The sequence below is a fragment of the Paenibacillus sp. EB106-06-01-XG199 genome (genome assembly GCF_058791575.1).
Map to the genome: position 1 here is coordinate 544,435 of NZ_JBYTDQ010000005.1, position 20,643 is coordinate 565,077.

Below are 20,643 nucleotides of genomic sequence, written 5' to 3' on the forward strand. Positions count from 1 at the left end.
GGTTAGCTTGGTTAGCTTGGTTAGCTTGGTTAGCTTGGTTAGCTTGGTTAGCTTGGTTAGCTTGGTTAGCTTGGTTAACGGGGTTTTCTTGGTTTGCAGGGTTTGCAGGGTTTGCAGGGTTAGCTGGGTTAGCTGGTTTTGCTGGTTTTGCTGGTTTTGCTGGTTTTGCTGGTTTTGCTGGTTTTGCTGGTTTTGCTGGTTTTGCAGGGTTAGCTGGGTTAGCTGGGTTAGCTGGGTTTACTGGGTTTACTGGGTTAGCTGGTTTTGCTTGGTTAGCGGGGTTTTCTTGGTTTGCAGGGTTAGCTGGGTTTACTGGGTTAGCTGGTTTTGTTGGTTTTGCAGGGTTAGCTGGGTTAGCTAGGTTAGCTGGGTTAGCTGGGTTTACTGGGTTAGCTGGTTTTGCTGGGTTAGCTTGGTTTGCCCTTTGTTTGCCTGTATTTTTCTGTGTTACTCTGAGTTCACCTCAGTCCGACCGAGTTCGTCTGTGACTATATGGGATGCCCCTCTTCGGGTCTGATTCACAGCTGGGCTATTGTTCAATAGATCACTTACCGTATGTGTTTATATATCTATTATACAGGAGGATGTCCAATGAGTTTTCCAATTACACGGCACCGCCGTCTGCGAGGAACAGCCGGAATTCGCGGAATGGTGCGTGAGACAATATTAAATACGCTGGATTTCATCCAGCCGATTTTTGTAACCTATGGAACAGGTGTGAAGAATGAGATCGGCTCCATGCCGGGTGTGTATCATTTTTCGCTCGACATGCTGAAGGCCGAAGTGGATGAAATTGCTGCACTGGGCATTCCTGCTGTGCTGCTGTTTGGCATTCCTGAGACCAAGGACGCGATCGGTTCTTCTGGTTTTGCCGATGACGGCATCGTGCAGGAAGCTACGCGGCTGATCAAGCAGTGGTACCCTGAGCTGCTGGTCGTTGCCGATACCTGCTTGTGTGAATTCACCGATCACGGCCACTGCGGGATGGTTCATACCCACACAGTAGACGGTGTCGTGCACGGCGATGTCATCAACGATGCTTCGCTTGAGCTGCTGACCCGAACAGCGGTGTCGCAGGCCAAGGCCGGGGCGGACATTATCGCACCTTCCAACATGATGGATGGTTTCGTGCAGGCGATCCGCACCGGACTGGATGAGAATGGCTTCGAGCATGTGCCGATTATGTCCTATTCGGTAAAATATGCTTCGGCCTTCTACGGCCCGTTCCGTGAAGCCGCTGACTCTGCTCCGCAGTTCGGCAACCGCAAAACCTACCAGATGGACCCGGCCAATCTGCGGGAGGCGATCCGCGAAGCGGATTCGGATGTGCTGGAAGGTGCAGATATGCTGATGGTGAAACCTGCGCTGGCTTATCTGGATGTCATCCGGACCATCCGCGACCAGTTTGATCTGCCGCTGGTTGCCTACAATGTGAGCGGAGAATACTCCATGGTCAAAGCGGCGGCGCTGCAGGGCTGGATCGACGAGCAGGCGGTAGTACTGGAAATGCTGACCGGCATGAAGCGTGCAGGAGCGGATATTATCATTACCTATTTTGCCAAGGATGCGGCACGCTGGCTGAAGGGCTAAGCTAATCAAGAATCGAACAGGAGTGAGAAACCATGGGTAATGTACCATTGGCGCGCCGGGAAGAAGCTTCCCGTGCAGCTTTTGAAGAAGCGAAGCAGTATATTCCCGGCGGGGTGAACAGCCCGGTGCGGGCGTTCAAATCCGTAGGATTGACACCGGTTTATGTGGATCATGGCGCGGGTTCGCGCATTTACGATATTGACGGCAACAGCTTTATCGACTACGTCTGCTCGTGGGGACCGCTCATTATGGGGCATGCTCACCCAGAGGTCGTAAAGGCATTGCAGGAGACGGCCGTAAAAGGGACAAGCTTTGGCGCGCCTACGCTGCTGGAGACGGAAATGGCCAAAACAGTGGTGGAACGTGTCCCTTCAGTGGATATTGTGCGGATGGTCAACTCCGGTACGGAAGCTACTATGAGTGCGATCCGGTTGGCCCGCGGAACTACCGGACGCAGCAAAATCCTCAAGTTTGAGGGCTCGTACCATGGCCATGCGGATAGCCTGCTGATCAAGGCCGGCTCCGGCGTAGCCACGCTTGGTTTGCCGGATAGCCCTGGCGTGCCTGAAGGCGTAGCAGTCAACACGATCACTGTGCCGTACAATGACCTGGAAGGGGTCAAAATCGCTTTTGAACGCTATGGCAGTGAGATTGCTGCGATTATTGTAGAACCGATTGCCGGGAATATGGGCGTTGTGCCGCCGCTTCCGGGCTTCCTTGAAGGCTTGCGCAAGGTGACGACGGGTTACGGAGCACTGCTGATTTTTGATGAGGTCATGACAGGCTTCCGCGTAAACCGCAGCTGCGCTCAGGGACTATTCGGCATTGAACCGGATCTGACCTGCTTCGGCAAAGTAATCGGCGGCGGTCTCCCCGTAGGCGCTTATGGCGGCAAAAGAGAGATTATGGAACAGATCGCTCCATCCGGCCCGATCTACCAAGCGGGTACGCTCAGCGGCAATCCGCTGGCGATGGCTTCCGGTCTCAGCACGCTCAAGCTGCTGACGCCAGAGGTGTACGACCGCCTGGAGATACTCGGCGCACGTCTGGAGGCAGGTCTTAAGCGGAATAGCGCCGAGACCGGTATTCCTCTGACGATTAACCGTGTGGGCTCCATGGTTTGCCCGTTCTTTACCGAAGGGCCGGTAATCAACTTCGAAACGGCCAAAGCCAGTAACCTGGATATGTTCCGCAGCTACTTCGCCAAGATGCTCGATCAGGGCATCAGTGTTCCGCCATCGCAGTTCGAAGGAATGTTCGTATCCGCCGTACACAGCGAGCAGGATATCGATGATACTATCGAAGCTCACTTGAACGCCCTGAAGTCACTGTGACGTCCGGAGCAGATAATGTATCGGTCCAGGGCGGCGGCGCCTGGACCCGGCGCGGCGAATGGCTGGAAGCCATGCCCGGCCGGGTCGTTACCGGAGCAGCCGATCCGCAGGCTGCGGTAGACCGCTGGCTGCTGGAGACGGCCGGGATGCCGGTGAAACTCCATGCCCGGCTGCGCCGCGAAGGCGGCATCCAGTGGAAGGGCGACCGGCTGCGGCTGGCGCTTTTTCCTTACCGGGAAGCGGGCATTGAGCCGGTGTGGCAGGAGCTTGAAGTGCTGTATGAGGACGACTTTTGCCTTGTTGTCCATAAGCCTGCGGGTATGGCGGTTCACCCGGACGGCAGCGGGTCAGATACAACGCTGGATCATGTTGTTGCAGCGCATTATGCCGCTTCCGGCGGAGGCGTCGCTGTGCGGCATATACACCGGTTGGACAAGGATACCACGGGTCCTGTGCTCTATGCGAAGAACGAATATGCGCAGCTTGTACTCGATGAAGACATGCGCGAGAAGGTGATATCGCGGCGGTACGCTGCGATTGTGGAGGGCGTCGTCCCGCCTGCGCTCAAGGTGATCGACGCCCCGATTGGCCGCGACCGCCATCATGCGGCGCGCAGACGTGTTTCACCCGGCGGACAATCCGCGGTAACGTTAATCCTTGGACGCGAGGTGCTGCAAGGCGGCACTTCGCTTAAGGTGCAGCTTGAAACCGGGCGCACGCATCAGATCCGCGTTCACCTCAGCCATATGGGTCATCCGCTGTATGGGGATGAGCTGTATGGCGGGCCGCGCTGGGGTTTGACAGGCAGTAGCCGTCAGGCTCTGCACGGTGAGGTGTTGGCTTTCAGCCATCCATGGAGCAAGGAAAGGCTGGAAATAGCCGATCCATGGCCGGAGGATATGCTGCGGCTGCGGGAGGAACTGGGCGGCGGGACAATAGGCTGAAATCAGTCTGTTGGAGCTTCCTAGCGACTAAATGATCTAAAGACAATCAAATTTTATAATGCAACTATAAAGAGACCCGAGGCTGAAGGGGCTACACCCTGTTTGTGAGACGAGGTGCAGTCCCGTCCCCTGCCTTGGTGTCTTTTTTTTGTTGCTGGAAAATTAATAATCACAATCACAAATGTGAATAAGTCACAAACTTGATGATGCGAATCCGCGAATGAGAGGCACAAGTACCTCCGAATAGGCGGAAAGTAAGCGATTTGGCGAAATGAGAGGTACAAGTACCTCCGAATAGGCGGAAGTTGAGCAAATTGGCGAATGAGAGGTAAAGATACCTCCGAATTGGCGGAAGGTGAGCGATTTGGCGAAATGAGAGGTACAGATACCTCCGAATAGGCGGAAGGTGAGCGAATCCGCGAAATGAGAGGCACAAATACCTCCGATCAGCGGAAAGCTGAGTGTCGCCCCCTTCAAGCTCCAGCCGTGCTAATTATTTAACGAATGATACATTTCTGCGTCTCGGTTCGTCTTTCTAATAAAGGAGATGGACAGCAGATGAAATGGAACAGAATCTCTGTAACGATAGCCGTCTTCGATGCGGTTTTAATAATTGCCGGGAGTATTACTGCAGCTACTGTCGGTTCGGATGTTGTGAAACTGATTCAACAATTTGGCAGTTTTACTGTGACTGTAGACAATCAATCCGATTACGATCTGTTTTCCGTAGAAACTGGGGTCCTTACCAGCGATTCTACTGGACAGGTCGTTGAGAGCAGTTCCAAGGAAAGCTTCGAGCAAGGGATACCCAGTGGAAGAAAGGTGAAAATCAGCCCTGAGCTAAGCCTTTTCGGTGAAGGCGGAATTTATCTTAAGTATACCGATCCAAGAGATGAGGACTCGCCGAAAACGGTCGGGATATGTTCGTATACCGAAAGCTTATCCGGCCATTCCAACGTCATCATTACAAATGACGATGTAAGTGTTGCAGAAAATTGCAGCTGAATTAGCGTTGCCGCCGTGTTTCTACTTTCTTGTCCCCCCATTTCCTGCCTGCCCAGCAAGTGGAAGTGCCAATCTGCCGTTTTTGGGTATAACACTAATAAGATATATACCCTTACGAAATGCAGCTTGGCACATTAACGATCCTACGACTGGGGGCATAGCCATGAAATGGCAGGGAAGAAGAGGCAGTTCGAATGTGGAGGACCGCAGAGGCAGAGGCGGGGGCGGCGGGAAGGTCATCGGCGGCGGGATCGGCGGAATTATTCTTGTCGTGATTGTAACACTGCTCAGCGGGGGCAATGCCGGGGATATCTTAGGGAACCTGACATCCAGTGGTACCAATTCTTCAGCTCCTTATGAGCAGACGGCTGAGGAGCAGGAGCTTTCCGAATTTGTATCCGTGGTTCTTGCCGACACCGAGGAGGTGTGGGGTGAGATTTTTAAGCAGCAGGGAATGACCTATAAGGATCCGACGCTGGTAATGTACAGCGGCAGTGTGGATTCTGCCTGCGGAACAGCCACTTCGGCAGTCGGGCCGTTTTATTGTCCCGGGGACGCCAAGCTGTATATTGATCTGAGCTTCTATGATGAGCTGCAGCAGCGCTTCCAGGCGCCGGGCGATTTCGCGATGGCTTATGTCATTGCCCACGAGGTGGGCCATCATGTACAGACCCTGTTGGGCACGTCGAAGCAGCTGAATTCGCTTCGCCAGAGCCTGAGCGAGAAGGAATTCAATAAATATCAGGTCCGGTTCGAGCTGCAGGCCGATTATCTGGCCGGAGTCTGGGCCAATCACGCCCAGGGCATGAACCTGCTGGAAGAAGGCGATCTGGAGGAGGCCCTGACGGCGGCGAGTGCGGTCGGCGATGACACGATCCAGAAGCAGGCACAAGGATATGCGGTGCCGGACAGCTTCACCCACGGGTCTTCGGAGCAGCGGAAACGCTGGTTCTACAAAGGTTTTAACTCCGGTACCATTGAAGGCGGAGATACTTTTAACGCTGCTCAGCTATAGAATGTGAGAGGGCAAAGTGTCAGCCGCTTAACCCGGGAACCGCCCATCCCCCTATGCGGGAGCGAGCTAAGCCAAGTATAAATAAGCCTGGAGACAGAGCCGATACGGCCTCGTCTACAGGCTTTTATTCTTTGGGCGAAAACCGCTTCCTTCCAAACTTTTTGGATTCCGGCAGCTGGTCGGCAGACCTACTTCTATTAACAGGCAGGTACTTTTTTCATAGAAAGAGACTGTTGCCCATGCCTTATAATCAGCGCCGGTCATATAATACTTTGTTAACGCGGAGCAGGCTGCTCCTCATGAAATGAATTCTACAAGCCGGGGAGAGGGGTTCATGAAAATACTGCTGGTCACCTACTGGGGACTCACCAATATGGGCGGAATCTGGACGTATATGAAACAGCTCTCAGACAAGCTGAGCGAGCAGGGTCATTCTGTTACGCTGATGGGAAGCCATGTAGAGAGCAATACGTTATATTTGCTGAACCAGGAGAGCTATTTTGATAAAAATGCATACTATAACACGCTGCTGCCTTATCTCGATCCTCTGCGGTTTCCGCATCTGCACCTGGAGCATGGCATTTTCAGTTTTGAAATCGGCCGTTATGTGTTTGAGGGAGGAGCGGCTGTGCTCGGCCTGGAGGACTATGATCTCATCCACGCCCAGGATCCCATTTCCACTTACGCGCTGCGGCGGGTGATGAAAAAGCGGGTGCCGCTGGTGGCCAGCGTTCACGGGGCATTGGCCCGGGAGTCGTACTACGAGTATAAGGGGATTGAACGGGAGCTTACGAAGGAGGAGTACGAGAGCCGGCCGATTTGGAGCTATTTCCGCCGGATCGAGCAGCTTGGCGCACATGCCGCTGACCTGATCCTGGTGTCTTCGAAATGGATCGGTCAACTGGTGAATGAGCTCGGCGTCACTCGGGAGCGGATTCATACGCTGCCTTACGGAATCAACCTGGAGCAGTACAATGACAAGGCTGCATTGCCTTCCCCGGTACAAGTTGGCGGGGGACATAAGGTGATTATGTATGCCGGCCGTTTCGAGTACATCAAGGGTGTACATGTGCTGATCGGCGCACTGGGTCTGGTGCATCGCAGCCGTCAGGACTGGGTCTGCGTCTTAGCCGGGAGCGGTAGTCTCCTGGAAGAGCTGAGATCACAGGCGGCAGCGCTGGGGATTCAGGGACATCTGGTGTTTGTGGGTAATTTAGACAATATCCCGTCCACGTTGCAGCAGGCCGATATCTATGTGCAGCCCAGCCTGCAGGATACGCAGCCCTACTCGGTCACAGAAGCCCAGCTTGCCGGTATTGCACCGATTGTGGCCGGGACGACGGGGATGCCGGAAATGGTTAAGCACGGGGAAACAGGCTGGATCTTTCCTACGGAAGATTCAGGGGGGCTGGCGGAGCTGCTGCTACTGCTGCTAGGTGATGATGAACTGCGCGGGCGGACAGGAAACCAGGCGAGAAAATGGGCGGTCCGCTGCCGCTCGCTGGATGTCATGACGGAAGGAACGCTTAAGGTGTACCGCAAAGCGGTGGGAAAGCAAACCTTGCGTAGAGGGGGGACCGGAGGCGAAATGCTGGCAGTGGAAAAGGAAGCAGGAGCGGTTCAGGGAGCTTTTCATCCGGCTGATTTGCTGGGCAGCGTTACCCCCGGCAATCCACTGGTACCGGCTCTGCGGAGCAGGCTGCCGCTGGATTATTCCGTTCCCGATGCCCGTATTTTTGGTTTTGACAAGCAATAAGAGACGGCCGCTCTGATGAAGTGTCCAAAGTTGTCATGCCTTTCTGATTGAAGCATATACATGAGAGGAGTAACATTTTGGGCTTATGCTCTGGGCTTGTCTCGGGGTTAGATTATGCCAAGAAGGAGGACATTTCCCGTGTTTGACCAGTCCCACGGTTTGCGGTTTGATATTTATGAACGCATCCACCTTTCGGAAGAACTTCCGGGAATCGCTGAACTGGAAGAGGTGGAGCTGATTCCGGAAATCCAGGTGATTCAGCGGGAGGACCGGGCCGAGCTGTACGGACAGCTTCTGCTCACCGGACTCTACCGGGGTGAGAACGACCGGACGGAACGTCTGGAGCATGCCATTCCTGTTGAAATCACAGTACCGCTGACCCGGGTCAGCTCACTTGAAGACATAGGGGTGGAGATTGAGAATTTCGATATCGACCTGCTTACGATGCGTACGGTCAATATAACTGGTGTACTCTCGCTGCGGGGAATCGGGGGATCGGAGACGCAGCCCGCCTGGCAGCAGGAAGAGTACACGGCAGCTTATTCACCTGACGAGGAAAAACAGGCCACGGGGGTTAGGGTAGAGGCCAAGGAGCATGAGAACGATGCGTTGTATGAAAACTCAGTGTGGACTTATGGCGAAGGCACCGCAGAGAATTTCGCTGAGGAGCATGAGTTTGCCCACAGTGGTCCTGAAGCTGCTGTGAATCCGCTGTTTTTGGAAGGCACTGTGTTCACCCACCAGCCTGCTGCATCCCCACCGGCCCAACAGAAGGACAAGGAAGTGAAGGTGCGGACACACAGCTTTGATAGCCCGCAGGGGATATCAACAGCCGGAACCGCGAACAACGAACCTGTTTCGGGACACTTCTTCGGGGCGCAAGGGAGAGCGGAGCAGGCTGTTCCGGCCGCTGGAAATCAGGCTGGCTATACAAATCCCTTTAACAGTTCTGACATTGCCAAAGTATCAGGCACCGAAAGTTCAGGCAGCGCAAAGGACATTTCGGATGCTGCCGCTGAGAACACAGCCGCGGAGGCGCAGGCGTCCCATCAGGAAGAAGAGGATTTCTCTGCTGAAAATGGGGACTATGCGGCACTTTTTGCTCAGGATAGCTCCGTATCTCACGCTGATCAGGAGAACGCGGGCGAAGGCGCGATCTCTAAGGAAGCAGCACCTCCGCAGGAGGAGAAGCCGGATCTGAAGGTTGCCCTGGGAAGCAAGAGACAAGAAGATATTCCTGCGAAGGAGCATCTCACCTTCTCTTCCCTGCTCAGCTCCAGCCGCTCCAGAAAGGAACAGGAGGAGCTTATCGCCGAGGATACAGCTGCGGCGGCGCCTGTTCCGGACTCCGGCCGTGACGGGGAATGGAAAAGCCGCTTTATCGGTGGCTTGAACGGCAAGGATCTGTTCCGTAAAGTGCGCCTCTGCATTGTCCAGCGTGAAGAAACAATCGATACTATAGCAGAGAAATATCAGCTCAGTGCAAGAGAACTTGTCATGTACAACCGTCTTTCCGGTCAGAATGTGGAGGAAGGCCAAGTTTTGTATATCCCTTAAGAGATGCCGGCAGGCGCATCGGTGTCAGAATCCCGATCGGATGAGATCGGGATTTTTTGTATTTCTGTCCTCTGACCTGAGATTAAGGATGAACATCAGGGGTTCGAATCAGGAGAAGGGGCTAATTTTAGAAATGGGCGGTATAAGTCCCGCAGTTTGTGTGTATGCTGGTTGACTAGGAATAGTACTAAATGTATTATTGGATTAAGTAAATTCTTAATAAAGACTGGGAACGGGAAGAGTAGGCGGTCAGCCCTTCAGAGAGCGGAACTATAAATTGCTGTGAGTTTCCGCAGGATGCAGCCACCGAAGTCGCCCCGGAGTTGCCCCTCTGAGCTTGTCTTCAGATTTATGAAGCATAGGTTAGGAAGTGGCCGGTTGCAGCCGTTATCTGCGTGAGTGTCGCGCTAAGTCTCCGGAACCTATGGGACCGGAACGGTGGTTTATTTTTCATTGGCGCGAAACAAAGGTGGTACCGCGAAAGAATGGCCTTTCGTCCTTTGAGACGAAGGGCCTTTTTGTATTTTTTTTCAGAGGTCCAGCTTCAGAGATACATCTACCAATGTTACTTAAATGGAGGGTTTAGAATGGCTGATCACAACAAAGCGGCGGCAGAGCTGCTGAAGCCGCAAGATCCGGCACAGGATGCTGCTGAGGGCAATAGCGCAAAGAGCGATATGCCGACTACATATGATCCGAAGGCGGCTGAACAGAAATGGTATGCCTATTGGATGGAGAAGGAGTTCTTCAAGGCTGGAATGCGGCCTGAAGCAGAGCCTTACAGCATTGTAATTCCACCGCCGAATGTAACCGGGATGCTGCACATCGGGCATGCGCTCGATTTCACGCTGCAGGATATCCTGATCCGTACCAAGCGGATGCAGGGCTTCGATACCCTTTGGCTCCCGGGAACGGACCATGCTGGTATTGCTACCCAGACCAAGGTGGAGCAGAAGCTGCGCCAGCAGGGCCTTTCCCGGCATGATCTGGGCCGCGAGAAATTCCTGGAGCAGGTATGGGAGTGGAAGGACCAGTATGCCAAGACCATTCATGAGCAGTGGGCCAAGATGGGCCTGTCTCTCGACTATTCGCGCGAGCGGTTCACTCTGGATAAAGGGATGTCCAGCGGTGTACGCCAGGTATTTGTGGAGTTATACCGTAAAGGACTGATCTACCGCGGCAAGCGCATTATCAACTGGGATCCGGCAGCCCGTACCGCTTTATCCGATATTGAAGTTGAGTACAAAGAGGTTAACGGTCACCTGTACCACCTGCGCTACCCTCTTAAAGACGGCAGCGGATTCATCACCGTAGCAACGACACGTCCGGAGACGATGTTGGGCGATAGTGCGGTAGCGGTGCATCCGAAGGATGAACGCTATCAGGATCTAATCGGCAAAACGTTGATCCTTCCGGTCATCGGCCGGGAAATTCCGATTATCGCCGATGATTACGTAGAGAAAGAATTCGGCAGCGGCGCGGTTAAGATCACTCCGGCCCATGATCCTAATGACTTTGAAGTTGGCCTGCGCCATAACCTTCCGCAGATCAATGTGATGGATGAAGGCGGCATGATGAACGAGGAGGCCGGTCCTTATCAGGGACTGGACCGCAGCGAATGCCGCAAAGCGATTGTTGCTGATCTCAAAGAGCAGGGCGTTCTGATTTCGATTGAGGACCATCTGCATCAGGTAGGACACAGCGAGCGTTCCGGCGCAGTGGTTGAGCCTTATCTGTCCACCCAGTGGTTCGTGAAGATGCAGCCGCTGGCCGAAGCTGCCATCACTGCACAGAAGAATGGTGACGGCGTTAACTTCGTGCCGGACCGTTTCGAGAAAACATATTTGAACTGGATCGAAAATGTGCGTGACTGGTGTATTTCCCGCCAATTGTGGTGGGGACACCGCATCCCGGCCTGGTACTCTGAATCTACAGGTGAAGTGTTTGTAGCGTATACGGAAGAGGAAGCCCGCGAAATCAGCGGACTTGATGATCTGAAGCAGGATGAGGACGTTCTCGATACGTGGTTCAGCTCCAATCTGTGGCCGTTCGCCACACTGGGCTGGCCGGATGAAAGCAGCAGCGACTATCAGCGGTTTTATCCGAACAATGTCCTGGTTACCGGCTATGACATCATCTACTTCTGGGTAGCGCGCATGATCTTCTCCGCGCTGGAGTTCACCGGCAAGAAGCCGTTCTCCGATGTATTCATGCATGGCTTGGTGCGGGATGCCGAAGGACGCAAGATGTCCAAATCGCTCGGTAACGGGATCGATCCGCTGGATGTTATCGAGCAATATGGTGCAGATGCTATGCGTTATATGATTTCGACAGGCAGCACAGCCGGACAGGATCTGCGTTTCCGTATGGAGAAGGTAGAGCAGGCGCGTAATTTTGCCAATAAGATCTGGAATGCCTCGCGCTTTGCATTGATGAATCTGGAAGGCGTAAACTTTGCAGATATTGACATTACAGGTGAGCTTAGCACGGCGGACCGCTGGATTCTACATCGCTTAAACGAAACTTCTCGTGATATTACGCGTCTAATTGACTCGTACGAGTACGGCGAGACCGGCCGCCTCTTGTATAACTTCATTTGGGATGATCTGTGTGACTGGTACATCGAGTTCGCGAAGCTGTCGCTTTATGGGGCTGACGCTGCTGCCAAAGCGAAGACGCAATCGGTGCTGGCCTATGTGCTGGACCGTACGCTGCGCCTGATTCACCCGTTCATGCCGTTCATTACCGAAGAAATTTGGCAGCATCTGCCGCATGAAGGCGAAACGATCACCCTGGCGGAATGGCCTAAATATGATGAGGCGCTTGAGAATCCGCAGGCAGTGGCAGAAATGACCCTGCTGATGGATATCATTCGTGCGGTTCGTAATATCCGCGCCGAGGTGAATGTGCCGATGAGCAAGAAGGTTGAGCTGATCATCAAAGCCGGAAATGAAGACACCTTGAGCATCATTACCCGCAACGACAATTACATCGGACGCTTCTGCAACACATCTTCGTTCGAAGCAAGCCTTGATCCGCAGACGCCGGATAAAGTCATGTCCGCAGTAGTTACGGGCGCAGAGCTTCTTCTGCCGCTGTCGGGGCTGATCGATATTGAGCAGGAAATTATCCGTCTGGAAAAAGAAGTTCAGAGTCTGAACAGCGAAGTAGAGCGCGTGGAGAAGAAGCTCGGCAATCAGGGCTTCGTGGCCAAGGCGCCGGCAAAAGTCATCGAAGAGGAACGTGCAAAGCAGGCGGACTATTCCGCAAAACGCGAGAAAGTGCTCGCCCGTATCGCAGAGCTGAGAGGATAAGGGATATGGAAGAGATCATCGGGGGCGGCGGTACCGCTCCCTTAAGTTCCTATACAGAAGCGGTAGAGTGGATCAACAGTCTGATTCCTTTCGGCATCCGTCCGGGCCTGGAGCGGATTGAGCTGCTGATGGAGAAGCTGGACCATCCGCACCGCAAGCTGAAATTCATTCACGTGGCGGGGACGAACGGAAAGGGCTCGACCTGCGCTTTTTTGACCAGTGTGCTGATCCAGAGCGGTTACAGCGTAGGGACCTTTACTTCGCCCTATATCACCAAGTTCACTAACCGTTTCCAGTACAATGGGACGGATATTCCCGAAGATACTTTGCTGGAGCTGTCGAATAAGCTTCGCCCGCTGGTACAGGAAATAGCAGACAGCGAGCTTGGTTCACCGACGATGTTCGAGGTGGCTACAGCGCTGGCGATTCTCTACTTCGGGGAGGTCTGTTATCCGGATGTAGTCGTATGGGAGACGGGGCTTGGGGGAAGGCTGGATGTAACAAACATCGTGACACCTATTGTGTCCGTGATTACGAATGTCGGACATGATCATACCGATGTGCTGGGAGATACGCTGGAGGAAATTGCCGGTGAGAAGGCCGGAATTATCAAACCGGGTGTTCCTGCAGTCAGCTGTGTGAGCCAGCCGGAAGCGATAGCGGTGCTTAAGGCCAAAGCGGCAGACAGCCGCTCTACCCTCTATCTGGCCGGGGAAGATTTCAGCTATGAGCTAGCCGGAATCAAAGATGGCGTGCAGAGCTTTAACTTTAAGGGTCCCTTCCGCTCCCTTGAGATCGGCATTGCCATGAAAGGCGAGCATCAGCTCAGCAATGCGGCCGGGGCCATGATGGCGCTGGAGGTTCTGCGGCAATATATGGCCTTTATGCTGGAGGATGAGGATGTGCTGGAGGGTTTCCGAAGCACATTCTGGGCTGGAAGGCTGGAAGAGGTAAGTGCTTCTCCGCGCATTGTACTGGATGGGGCGCACAACCCCGAAGGTGCGGAGAGCCTGGCCAAGAGCCTTCCGCAGTTTTATAAATACGGTAAATTAAATTTGCTCATGGGGATGCTGGCAAATAAGCATCATGAGTCATACTTCAAGCATATACTGCCTATAGTGGATACGCTCATCCTGACCGAACCGGATTTCCGGAAGAAAATGGACGCGGAAGATCTGCAGGCCATCGCAGAACGTCTGCGTGAGAAATATGCTAAAGAAAACTTGAAAATCATAGTAGAACGTAATTGGGGTAAGGCGCTGCAACTGCTGCAATCGATCACAGCGGAAGACGACCTTGCTGTCGTGTCCGGAACGCTGTATTTGATTTCTGATGTACGAAGTACGCTTTTGCAGCAACCCGATTCTGAAAAAGGCTGGTGACGAACTGTTGGATACTACTGAACGTGTGCATTTTATAGGGATCGGCGGCTACGGAATGAGCGCGATTGCCCGGGTGATGCTGGAAATGGGATATACGGTTACGGGCTCCGATGTGGCAGCTCAGGAATTAACTGAGAAACTGATTGCCAAAGGTGCCAAAGTTTATATTGGACATACTGCGGAACAGGTTAAGGGTGCAGATCTGGTTGTTTATTCTACGGCACTCGCAAGTGATAATGTGGAATGGGTAGAGGCGGAACGTCTCAAAATCCCGGTTCTGCACCGCTCGCAAATGCTGGCCCGGCTGCTGAATGAACGCAAAGGGGTAGCTGTCGCCGGCGCGCACGGCAAAACTACCACCTCTTCGATGATCGCGCTGATCATGGAAGATTGCGGAGTGGACCCGACCTATATTATTGGTGGAGAGATTATGAATGTCGGTACGAATGCGAAGGCTGGACAAGGGGAGTTTGTTGTGGCCGAAGCGGATGAAAGCGACGGCTCGTTCCTGCAGTATCATCCTTGGCTGGGGATCGTAACGAATATTGAAGCGGATCATCTGGAGAATTACGGCGGTGACTTCGGCCGCCTGAAGGCCGCTTATGTGCAGTTTATGAACCAGCTGCGCGAAGACGGCACCGCGATTGTGTGTGCGGATGATGAGACGGTCAGCGCCCTTTTACCTGAAGTTAAGGGCGCGGTGATTACCTACGGTATTCATCAGAACGCTGATTATATAGCCACTGACATCGTGCTTGGCGACCGGCAGGTGGCGTATACAATGAACAGCGGCGGTCAAGTGCTGGGGCGAATTGAGCTCTCCATTCCCGGACAGTACAATCTGTACAATTCAATGGCTGCGGTCATTGCTTGTCTGAAGTCAGGGATTGCATTTGAAGAAATCGCTGCAGCTATCGTGAAATTCCATGGAGCTAAGCGCCGGTTTCAGGTGCTTGGCGAAATCAATGATATTCTTGTAATAGACGATTACGCCCATCATCCAACGGAGATCCAGGCAACGATCAGTGCAGCCAAAGCGACCGGCAAACGGATTATTGCCGTGTTCCAGCCGCAGCGCTACACCCGTACCTTCTTTCTGCTGGATGCGTTCAGCCGTGCCTTCAGCGAAGCTGATGAAGTGATCATTACAGATATCTATTCGCCGGCCGGAGAGAAGCAGATTGAAGGTGTCACTTCCGCAAAGCTGGTGGAGCTGATTATTCAGAACAGCAACGCCGGTGCGAGGCATCTGGCTACCAAAGAAGCCGTGCTGGCTGACCTGCGGGGCCGTATCGCTCCCGGTGATCTGGTGATCACGATGGGCGCAGGAGATATCTGGAAGGTTGGGTATGCACTCGCTGATGACTTGCGTGAACTTGAAAAACAGGAATAGGATGACTTCTGTGAGCCGTTAATGCAGAACTGATTCTCATGAAGCCAAAGCGTATTTTGTCCGTGATGCCGGACAAAATACGCTTTTTGCTATAGAGTCCTAAGCCTGCAAATGATGTTGCGGGCAGAGTCTTGGAATGCTATAGTTTTGTGACAACAGAGTACTGATTTCCGTGTATATGGTGGTGTATTCATGAACTTCCAGCTTGATATTACAACGCTCTTATACTTGTTTATCTTTGGGAATTTATTTATTGCCTTGCTCGTCACCTTTTACCGCTTCCACTTCCCGAAGGACATTGCTTCATGCGTATTTATTGCTGCGAAGTGGGTGCAGGTCCTGTATTGGAGTTCCATCCTGCTGTGGGATATTCTCCCTCGCTTTATTGGAATTCCAGTGAGTAATGGGCTCATTCTTGCCGGAGGCTTCATGGAGATTGCAGCGCTGCTGGTGATGATGGGCATGTTCGGGCGGAGGGTGAAGCTGTACTATTTAGTGCTGATCGCGGGGAGTATAATCAGCTTTTGCATAATCGCGCTGTTTTTTAACCGTCCAAATTTACGGGTTGCGTCTACATCGCTGTGGTCGATGTTTTTTGTGATTTTACCGGCGTATCTTCTGACCTCTAACAAGGAGAGAACACCGCTTCAGAGTATGCTGGGATTCGTATTTTATGCGTTTGCCCTGTCAATGCTGGGACGGGCGTTTGCGGCTCTGTTTCTGGAACCCGGCATGGGCGCCTTGTCTGCGAATACCGCGCAATATCTATATTATCTGGGAATGTTCTTTTTGCTGATTGTAGGTACCGCAGCCTTTATTCTCCTCTCCAATGAGCATTCTTATAAAAAGCTGAAGAAAATGGCCACCTACGACTCGTTGACCGGGATCTTGAGCCGCCGGGCTTTTCTTCTGGAGGCGGAAGTGAAGCTGACTCTCGCGGTCAGAAAACAGGAGTATTATTCCCTTTTACTGCTGGATCTGGATCACTTCAAGGAAGTCAATGACACCTATGGTCATGATAAAGGGGATAAGGTCTTGCAGGATTTTGCATTTACGATTGAGAGCAGCCTTGGAAATGACGATCTGTTCGGCAGAGTGGGCGGCGAAGAGTTTGCCGTTCTGCTCTATGGGTTGAACGAAGAGGACAGCGGCCGCAAAGCGGAACAGCTGCGCACCGCTGTGATGGATGCCCCAAAGTTGAATCTGCCTTGCGGGTATACAGTCAGCATTGGTGTGATTACCGTTCTCCCCACTCCCCGGACATTCTTCAATATGCTGTATAAGCTCTCAGACCGGGCATTATACCAGGCGAAGCAGCAAGGCAGAAATTGTGTGGTGATCTCCCGGTAAGCGCAGATGCTCAGGTTGGATTGGAGAATACATATGCCTATGGTTATAGATGCAGGAAGGTGAAATTTATAGCTGTCCATTTTGATCTTAAGACATTGCTCGTTTGCCTTTTTTTCGCCAATCTTTTTACGGTGCTGCTGGTATTGGCCTACCATTCCCGTTACCCGAGGGATGGAACCTCCAGATTATTTATAGTTGCAAAGCTGCTTCAGCTTGTGATCCTGATTTTGCTGCTGATGGAGGGTTCTACTCCCTTTAAGTTTCTTCGGCTGATCCTTGTGCTGGGCTGCCTGGCGGGAGCAACCGCAGAGATGTTAGCCCTGCTGAGACTGCTCGGAGTAAGCACAGACCGGGTGAAGAGAAGTTACTATACGCTTGCAGGCTGCTCCGGGGCTGGACTGCTGGTGATAGAAATGCTGTTTCCCTTAAGGGCTCAGCCTATCGTCATCGTCTGGACATCCCTGTCCGTCGCGGGTCTTATGGCTTATCCGGTGTATATCCTCTGCGTGAAGCTGAAAGAGACTCCGCTGCAAAAAATTATGGGCCTGCTCTACAGCCTCGTGATGTTGTCGCTGCTGGGACGGGCGGTTGATCCGTTCTTAGAAACCGGGGCAACAGACACTGCGGCTTCGGGGTTATTGCAAACGTTTTTTTATATTGCCGTCTATCTGTTGATGTTCCTGTGGACAGCAGGTTTTATGCTGCTTTCCCGGGAGCGGATCTATGCAGAGCTGGAGCGGGTATCGACCTATGATGAACTGACCGGCATTCTTAACCGCAGAGCGTTTGTGCAACGTGCCGGCCCCCTGCTTGCTGCCGCAGCCAAGGAAGCTACCCCTTTCTCGTTCCTGCTGCTGGACGTGGATCATTTCAAAAGTATAAATGATACCTATGGCCATGATACCGGGGACAAGGTGCTGCGGGATTTTGCAAATAAAATTGAAGGGCAGCTTGCTACCAGTGATCTGTTCGGCAGGTTCGGCGGCGAGGAATTCGCCGTGTTTCTGCACCGTACAGACGAGGCGGCAAGTGATGAAATCGCCGAACGGCTGCGCCTTTCCGTACTTGATACGGTTGTCGAAGGGCTGCCGATGCCCTATACCATAAGCATCGGGGTAATTACCGTCACCTCAGCAGAAAGGATTCCGCTGAATACACTGTACAAGCTGAGTGATAATGCCTTGTACGAAGCGAAGCAGCAGGGCCGGAATTGTGTCTCCAGAAGCCGGCTAACGAGAACCTAGCCTCTGCCCTGACGGGAGGGCGGGGTTCTTGACGTTCAAGAAATCCGGGCTTATTTGAAATTTTTTTCTCGAAAATCCATAAAACGACAAAAACAAGATACACTTTGGGGTAATATATGCTAGACACATAACATTGCTATAGAACATACAGAAAAAAATGGAGATTAGGAGACAAAGACATGAGGGAGAAATTACTGTTCATATCCGCAGAGAATCCGTTTCCGCAAGATAGTGGAGGCAAACTCAGAACGGGAAATATACTAAATATTCTGCTAACCAAATATGATGTGGATCTCCTGACCTTCAGGAATCAGAGGCAGGTTGATAAAGAAGAGGCCATACCCGCACTTACTGTGCATGAAGTGGAACGAACCATGAATTACCGCAAGGCGATGCTGCGTTCACTTTATACATGGCGTAATTGTTCTTATATGAGCCATGTCGATGTGGACATGAAGGATGCAATTAAGAGACTATGTAATCAGAACCGCTACAGCCATGTGTTTATTTCACACAGCTTGCTTGGCTGCTGCATTGATATTGTACGGGTCGAGTTGCCGGACGCTGTCATTGTCACTGATGCCCATAATTTCGAGAGCAACCTGTCAGCCCAGCTGGCGCATAAGAAAAGCGGATTCGCTAAGCTTTTCTATTCACTGAATGCGCATTGGACAAAACGGGATGAGCTGAAGCTGATGGACAAAACCAACCTGCTGCTGACTACTTCGGAACAGGATGGTCTAGCTTTCAAGTCGATCTCTGTCAAGAATGCAAATAAAGTGCATGTTATCCCTAATTTCATCCGTATCAGCGATTACCGCACAACTGTTAATACCCTTAAGGAAAAATGGATTATTCTTCCGGGTAATATGAACTATTTCCCAAATGTGAATGCAGCGGCCTATTTTTTCCGTGATATTTATCCGCTTGTGAAAGCCCGGGTACCCGAAATCAAATGGTATATCGTAGGGCGGGATGTACATCCTGATGTGGCTGCTTTGGGTGAAAAAGATCCTTCCATTGTGATTACCGGCTATGTGGACAGCGTGGCGGATTATGTCCGGAAGGCCCAGGTAGTCATCGCCCCCTTGCAGGAAGGCAGCGGAACACGCCTGAAGATTCTTGAGGCATGGGCGCTGAAGACACCTGTTGTGTCTAGCACAAAGGGAGCTGAAGGCCTGTTGTACGAGCATTCCCGGAATATTTTGATTGCTGATGATCCCGTAACTTTTGCAGACAGTGTGGTGAAACTTCTTCTGGATCATGAACAGGGCCTGGTACTCGCAGACCGGGCGCATGAGACACTGATGGCAAATTATGAGGCTGAAAGTGTCAGGGAAAAGCTGCTCAGTTTGGTCTAAATTAAATAAATAATCTTTTCTCCCATAAATCGACAATCTTTTGAATGAAAATGCGGTACTATTGATCTACAACTAAAGTTTCATAAAAAGTGGCAGGACGGTTACCTCTCCTGCTTTTTTTTCTGAATCTTATTAGAAGAACAATCATTTTCATAGAACCAAGGAGCTATAGTCATGAGAGAGAAAATGCTGTTCCTATCCGCACATCATCATTATCCGGAAGATTTTGAGAGAGAAATAAGAACGGAGAATTATCTGGGCATACTGCTGGAGAGATTCGATATTGATTTGTTGGAATATTGCCATTGCGACTGGGAGGCCCCCTATACGGCTGGACCGGCGCTTAAAGTCCACAGGGTAACACGGGTGCCCGGGCAGCGAAGCTCATTACTCGGTTCCTTGAGTAAGCTGCGCAGCAGCACTATTTTGGCCGATGCCAACAAAGACTTGCGTGCGGAGATCACTGCGCTCAGCCGTTTGCATACATACAGCCATGTGTTTATAACGCATCCCTTGCTTGGAAACTGCATTGATATGATCTCTTCCTTATTACCCGGCGCAATGATTATTACGGATGCCCATCGTTTGGAGAGCAGACACTCGGAAGGAAAAGCTGCCGGCAAAAGGGGCTTAAGCAGACGTTACCATCAATTGAATGCAGCATTGTACCGCCGGGAAGAACGCAAATTAATGAATAAAACCGCTCTGCTGCTGACAGCCTCCGAGTGGGATGCCCTGTCCTTTAAGGCTTTATCCTTTGCAGATGCCGGCAAGGTGCATGTAGTCCCTCCTTTTATCGACTTAAATGACTATTATGATGCTGAACCGTCCGTTAAAGACAACTCCATTGTCCTTCACTGGAATATGCATACGAACCAGGGCAGAAATGCTGCATTGGTATTCTATCGAAAGGTTTACCCTTTCATTAAGGCGAAAGTACCGGACTGCAGATGTTATATTTTCAGTGGTCAGACACATTCCGAAATCCTGGCTTTGGCCAAAAGTGATCCCTCTGTTGTGATTATTGAAGAGCCAAGGCAGGAGGGGGAATACATACGCCGGGCGAGGGCCGTTATTGCAACACTGCGTGAAGGCTGCGGCGGGCATTCGAAGATTCTGGAGGCGTGGGCGCTCAAGACTCCGGTAGTTACTAGCCTGAAGGGCTCGGAAGAATTGATCTGTGAGCCGGGGCGGAATATTTTGCTGGCAGGCACAACCGGCGGGATAGCTGACCATGTGGTGAAGCTGCTCCAGACACCGGAGCTGGGTGCAATTATTGCGGACCATGCCTACCGGACGCTGCAGAAGCATTACGAAGCGGACAATGTTAGGGCTAAAGTGCTCAGCTTGGTCTAATCATATCAAAATAGCATAATCCTCTCTTCTCTATCATATATT

The 20,643-nt window shown here is 52.1% G+C and carries 14 protein-coding genes, 1 pseudogene and 1 other annotated feature; all 15 genes and pseudogenes read left to right on the forward strand.

Annotated features, from left to right (window positions below; translation table 11 throughout):
* Positions 1-488: pseudogene (locus AC3WT9_RS20990) on the forward strand (hypothetical protein); the annotation flags it as partial.
* A gap of 103 nt (positions 489-591) precedes the next feature.
* Positions 592-1,590, forward strand: a complete 999-nt coding sequence (gene hemB, locus AC3WT9_RS20995) for a porphobilinogen synthase (RefSeq protein WP_341095763.1) — start codon at positions 592-594, stop codon at positions 1,588-1,590.
* 32 nt (positions 1,591-1,622) lie between these two features.
* A complete protein-coding gene (gene hemL / locus AC3WT9_RS21000; RefSeq protein WP_341095761.1) occupies positions 1,623-2,924 on the forward strand; it encodes a glutamate-1-semialdehyde 2,1-aminomutase in 1,302 nt (433 codons plus the stop codon).
* A gap of 71 nt (positions 2,925-2,995) precedes the next feature.
* Positions 2,996-3,868, forward strand: coding sequence for an RluA family pseudouridine synthase (locus tag AC3WT9_RS21005; protein ID WP_341380414.1), 873 nt, complete (start codon positions 2,996-2,998; stop codon positions 3,866-3,868).
* Positions 3,869-4,426: 558 nt separating this feature from the next.
* Positions 4,427-4,873 (forward strand): hypothetical protein, encoded by a 447-nt coding sequence (locus tag AC3WT9_RS21010; RefSeq protein ID WP_341379621.1) that lies wholly within the window; start codon positions 4,427-4,429, stop codon positions 4,871-4,873.
* 163 nt (positions 4,874-5,036) lie between these two features.
* Positions 5,037-5,888, forward strand: coding sequence for a KPN_02809 family neutral zinc metallopeptidase (ypfJ, locus tag AC3WT9_RS21015; protein ID WP_341095755.1), 852 nt, complete (start codon positions 5,037-5,039; stop codon positions 5,886-5,888).
* Positions 5,889-6,222: 334 nt separating this feature from the next.
* Positions 6,223-7,644, forward strand: a complete 1,422-nt coding sequence (locus AC3WT9_RS21020; RefSeq protein ID WP_341095753.1) for a glycosyltransferase family 4 protein — start codon at positions 6,223-6,225, stop codon at positions 7,642-7,644.
* A 138-nt stretch (positions 7,645-7,782) separates the two neighbouring features.
* Entirely contained in the window at positions 7,783-9,201 is a 1,419-nt protein-coding gene (locus tag AC3WT9_RS21025) for a LysM peptidoglycan-binding domain-containing protein (RefSeq protein ID WP_341379620.1), read from the forward strand.
* A gap of 219 nt (positions 9,202-9,420) precedes the next feature.
* Positions 9,421-9,705, forward strand: a binding site (T-box leader).
* A gap of 173 nt (positions 9,706-9,878) precedes the next feature.
* Positions 9,879-12,515 carry a valine--tRNA ligase gene (locus AC3WT9_RS21030; RefSeq protein ID WP_341380413.1) on the forward strand — a complete coding sequence of 879 codons (2,637 nt, stop codon included), beginning with the start codon at positions 9,879-9,881 and terminating at the stop codon, positions 12,513-12,515.
* 5 nt (positions 12,516-12,520) lie between these two features.
* Positions 12,521-13,897: a bifunctional folylpolyglutamate synthase/dihydrofolate synthase gene (locus AC3WT9_RS21035; RefSeq protein ID WP_038595716.1), complete on the forward strand. Its 1,377-nt coding sequence runs from the start codon at positions 12,521-12,523 to the stop codon at positions 13,895-13,897.
* Positions 13,898-13,904: 7 nt separating this feature from the next.
* Entirely contained in the window at positions 13,905-15,290 is a 1,386-nt protein-coding gene (gene murC / locus AC3WT9_RS21040) for a UDP-N-acetylmuramate--L-alanine ligase (RefSeq protein WP_341380412.1), read from the forward strand.
* A gap of 192 nt (positions 15,291-15,482) precedes the next feature.
* The gene (locus tag AC3WT9_RS21045) at positions 15,483-16,640 is read left to right on the forward strand and encodes a GGDEF domain-containing protein (protein WP_341379619.1); all 1,158 of its coding nucleotides are present in this window, start codon (positions 15,483-15,485) and stop codon (positions 16,638-16,640) included.
* Between the two features lie 59 nt (positions 16,641-16,699).
* Positions 16,700-17,884, forward strand: coding sequence for a GGDEF domain-containing protein (locus tag AC3WT9_RS21050; protein WP_492407938.1), 1,185 nt, complete (start codon positions 16,700-16,702; stop codon positions 17,882-17,884).
* Positions 17,885-18,063: 179 nt separating this feature from the next.
* On the forward strand, positions 18,064-19,245 hold the full coding sequence (locus AC3WT9_RS21055) for a glycosyltransferase family 4 protein (protein ID WP_341379617.1): 1,182 nt from the start codon (positions 18,064-18,066) through the stop codon (positions 19,243-19,245).
* A gap of 174 nt (positions 19,246-19,419) precedes the next feature.
* Positions 19,420-20,601, forward strand: coding sequence for a glycosyltransferase (locus tag AC3WT9_RS21060; protein WP_341379615.1), 1,182 nt, complete (start codon positions 19,420-19,422; stop codon positions 20,599-20,601).
* Positions 20,602-20,643 lie beyond the last annotated feature (42 nt).

Bases quoted from the DNA above. Each gene is read 5' to 3' on its own strand.
- hemB (WP_341095763.1), top strand. From the start codon at position 592: ATGAGTTTTCCAATTACACGGCACCGCCGTCTGCGAGGAACAGCCGGA.
- hemL (WP_341095761.1), top strand. From the start codon at position 1,623: ATGGGTAATGTACCATTGGCGCGCCGGGAAGAAGCTTCCCGTGCAGCT.
- AC3WT9_RS21005 (WP_341380414.1), top strand. From the start codon at position 2,996: ATGCCCGGCCGGGTCGTTACCGGAGCAGCCGATCCGCAGGCTGCGGTA.
- AC3WT9_RS21010 (WP_341379621.1), top strand. From the start codon at position 4,427: ATGAAATGGAACAGAATCTCTGTAACGATAGCCGTCTTCGATGCGGTT.
- ypfJ (WP_341095755.1), top strand. From the start codon at position 5,037: ATGAAATGGCAGGGAAGAAGAGGCAGTTCGAATGTGGAGGACCGCAGA.
- AC3WT9_RS21020 (WP_341095753.1), top strand. From the start codon at position 6,223: ATGAAAATACTGCTGGTCACCTACTGGGGACTCACCAATATGGGCGGA.
- AC3WT9_RS21030 (WP_341380413.1), top strand. From the start codon at position 9,879: ATGCCGACTACATATGATCCGAAGGCGGCTGAACAGAAATGGTATGCC.
- AC3WT9_RS21035 (WP_038595716.1), top strand. From the start codon at position 12,521: ATGGAAGAGATCATCGGGGGCGGCGGTACCGCTCCCTTAAGTTCCTAT.
- AC3WT9_RS21045 (WP_341379619.1), top strand. From the start codon at position 15,483: ATGAACTTCCAGCTTGATATTACAACGCTCTTATACTTGTTTATCTTT.
- AC3WT9_RS21055 (WP_341379617.1), top strand. From the start codon at position 18,064: ATGAGGGAGAAATTACTGTTCATATCCGCAGAGAATCCGTTTCCGCAA.
- AC3WT9_RS21060 (WP_341379615.1), top strand. From the start codon at position 19,420: ATGAGAGAGAAAATGCTGTTCCTATCCGCACATCATCATTATCCGGAA.